This window comes from Aminivibrio pyruvatiphilus (genome assembly GCF_004366815.1).
In the GTDB taxonomy this organism is placed as follows: domain Bacteria; phylum Synergistota; class Synergistia; order Synergistales; family Aminobacteriaceae; genus Aminivibrio; species Aminivibrio pyruvatiphilus.
This window is the reverse complement of sequence record NZ_SORI01000049.1, coordinates 1-2,597: the sequence shown is the minus strand read 5'-3', so window position 1 is coordinate 2,597 and position 2,597 is coordinate 1. Positions and strand designations below refer to the sequence as shown.

At 63.1% G+C, this 2,597-nt stretch carries 2 protein-coding genes; both read right to left on the bottom strand.

Going from position 1 to position 2,597, the window contains the following annotated elements; translation table 11 throughout:
- Nucleotide 1 precedes the first annotated feature (1 nt).
- Nucleotides 2-2,182, bottom strand: coding sequence for an aldehyde ferredoxin oxidoreductase family protein (locus C8D99_RS15020; RefSeq protein ID WP_243833972.1), 2,181 nt, complete (start codon nucleotides 2,180-2,182; stop codon nucleotides 2-4).
- A gap of 4 nt (nucleotides 2,183-2,186) precedes the next feature.
- Nucleotides 2,187-2,582: a 4Fe-4S dicluster domain-containing protein gene (locus C8D99_RS15015; RefSeq protein ID WP_133959313.1), complete on the bottom strand. Its 396-nt coding sequence runs from the start codon at nucleotides 2,580-2,582 to the stop codon at nucleotides 2,187-2,189.
- Nucleotides 2,583-2,597: the final 15 nt, after the last annotated feature.

Here is a 2,597-nt window from a genome sequence, read left to right as displayed (position 1 = left end):
ATCATGCCCTTCCCGCCGACCTCCAGCAGGGTTCGAGAAGTTCGAGCACTTCGGGGCTGCCGAGCCCCAGGCGCTCCACCGTCTCCTTCGTCGGCACGCCGTTCCTGTCCCATCCCCTCCGGGCATACACCGCGTCCACCAGCTTCTCCCATTCGCCCCGGCGGTATTCCAGCAGCCGGGAGATCTTCTCCTCCACGGAGAGGCCTTCTCCGGATATGCCCGCTTCTTCGAGCTTCTTCTCGAAGTACTCTTTCCTCACGTTCCATTCGTCGGGGAAGACGGGCCCGAGGGCACGGTCGGGGATGGTGTGCTCTTTCCTGGTCCCCTTGCCCATGCGGTAGTTGAAGATCCGCTCGTAGTTGTAGACCCGCTCGGACTGGAGGATCATGTCCTCCTTGCTCAGCGGCTTGCCGGTGACGGCTTCGTAGATGTCAAGGTAGTTCTGCACGTGCTCCGGAACTTTGGCGGCTTCGATGCCTTTGTACCGGATGCGGTTGTCTTCGGGCTCCACGTCGTTCCACGGGAGCTTGCAGACCCCGACAAGGGAGAACCAGAGGCGGAAGTTGGGGAAGTAAAAGAGAGCCTCGGCCTTGTCCTCGAAGGTGGGGAGCTGCCTGTTGACCATGTCCATGAAGATGACCCACGCTTCGTCGTGCTGGGGGCCCTTGAGGGTGAGGAAGTAGCCTCCCCACTGGGCGACGGATTCCTGGCACCGGTACTGGGAGACTTCAAGGCCCTGCCCTTCCATGCCGATCTGTTCCATGATCTTCCGGTCGGCGCCGTACCGCGCGGCGAAGATGTCCTTCATTTTCCGGATGCCCTTGCCGACGGCGGCGGCGAATTCGTCCCGGCCGTCCATCATGCGGTGGATGAGTTCCATGAGCTGGTCTCCGGCGCCGAAACGGAGATCGAGGCCGCCCGTGTGCTCCTTCGTGATAAGCCCCAGTTCGTAGCATTCGCAGACGAAGGCGAGGCCGGTGCCGAGGGAGATGGTGTCGAGGGCGTAGTGGTCGGCGTAGTAGTTGGTTTCGATGGTCCACAGGGGGTCGAAGATACCGACGTTGGAGCCGAGGCTGGCGGCGGTTTCGTATTCGGGGCCGTCCACGATGACTTTCTTGCCCTTGTCGGGGCCGGTGCGGAGCTCAAAGCCGTCCACAGCCTTGGCACAGGCCATGGAGCAGCCGTACCAGCAGCCGTCGGCGTACCCCTGGGTGAAGTGTTTCTTGTATTCTTCGGGGGTGATGGCGCCGATGGCGTCGGACCTGCCGTATTTGAAGTTGTTGACGGGCAGGATGTCGTAGTCGTTCATTATTTTGTTGAGGTGGGCTGTGCCGGTGGTGCGCATGAGACACTGGACGTCGTCGTTGTTCCGGATTTCACGGTGGAGTTTGGTGCCCACTTTCTGGAGGGCGGCGAGGTCGGCGGGGTCGTTTTCTATACCCGTGAAGCCGCTTTTGCGGACGACAAGGGCGAGGATGCCCTTGTCCCGGAGGACGGTGCCGCCGCCTCCCCTGCCGGCCTGCTTGAGTCGGGCGGCTTTTCTGCGGGGGTCGTAGAAGCTGACGTTGAGGGCGCCCCAGTAGCTGTGCTCGGCGGCCCGGCCGGCGGTGACGGCGGAGACGGAGGCCAGGTCGTCTTCGTTTGTGGCGAAGGCATGGTGGAGGGCCTCGGTGACGTCGTAGGCGTTGCGCTCATCCGTGGGGGCGGCATAGACGCGGATCGTTCCTTCGTCGCCGTCGATGGAGACGACCACGTCCTCCGGGGCCTTGCCCTTCACGGCAAGGGCGTCGAAGCCGGAGGCCTTGAGGTAGGGGCCGAAGTAGCCTCCGGCGTTGCTGTTGTAGGTCTGCTCCGTGAGGGGCGAGAGGAAGACGGTGTAGGTCTTGCCGGTGCCGGGGTACTGGGTGATGCCGCAGATGGGGCCCCCGGAGATGACAAGGGCGTTTTCGGGGGAGTCCCACCGGCTCTGCGGGGTGACGGCGTCCCAGAGGATCTTGAGGCCGAACCCCCTGCCTCCGGTGAAGGTATCGATCATGGCGTCATCGATGTCATGGACGGAGTGGCTGTAGTTCCCGTCGCCGTTCCCGAGATCTATGACAAGGTATTTGCGGGTGTAGCCCCGGTGCAGGGGGGCCCGGTCGTAGCTCCATTCGGCGAGGAGCTTCATGTCGAGTGCGTTCATGCCCCTAGCCCTCCTTCCCGGTGTCGATGATTTCAAGGGCCCCTTCGAGGCAGGCCCGAACACAGATGCCGCAGGCAACGCACTTGTAGGGCGAGGGGATGCGGGCGGAGAAGTACATGGACGCGCTGGGACAGAATTCGACGCACATGAGGCAGGAGGTGCACTTCTTCCTGTCGATCTGCACGATGCCGTTTGTGTCCCGGGAGAGGGCCAGAGACGGGCAGACGGCTATGCACCCGCCGCACTGGTCGCACACCCGGATGTCCGTCAGGCCGGCGACGGCCTCCACTCGGATCCGGGAGAGCTCGGGGGAGTCCTCCTTCGACCACGCCTTCGAACAGGCGCTCATGCACGCTCCGCACTGCACGCACCGGTCCAGGTACGTCTTCAGTAATTTCAAGGTCAACACTCCTTT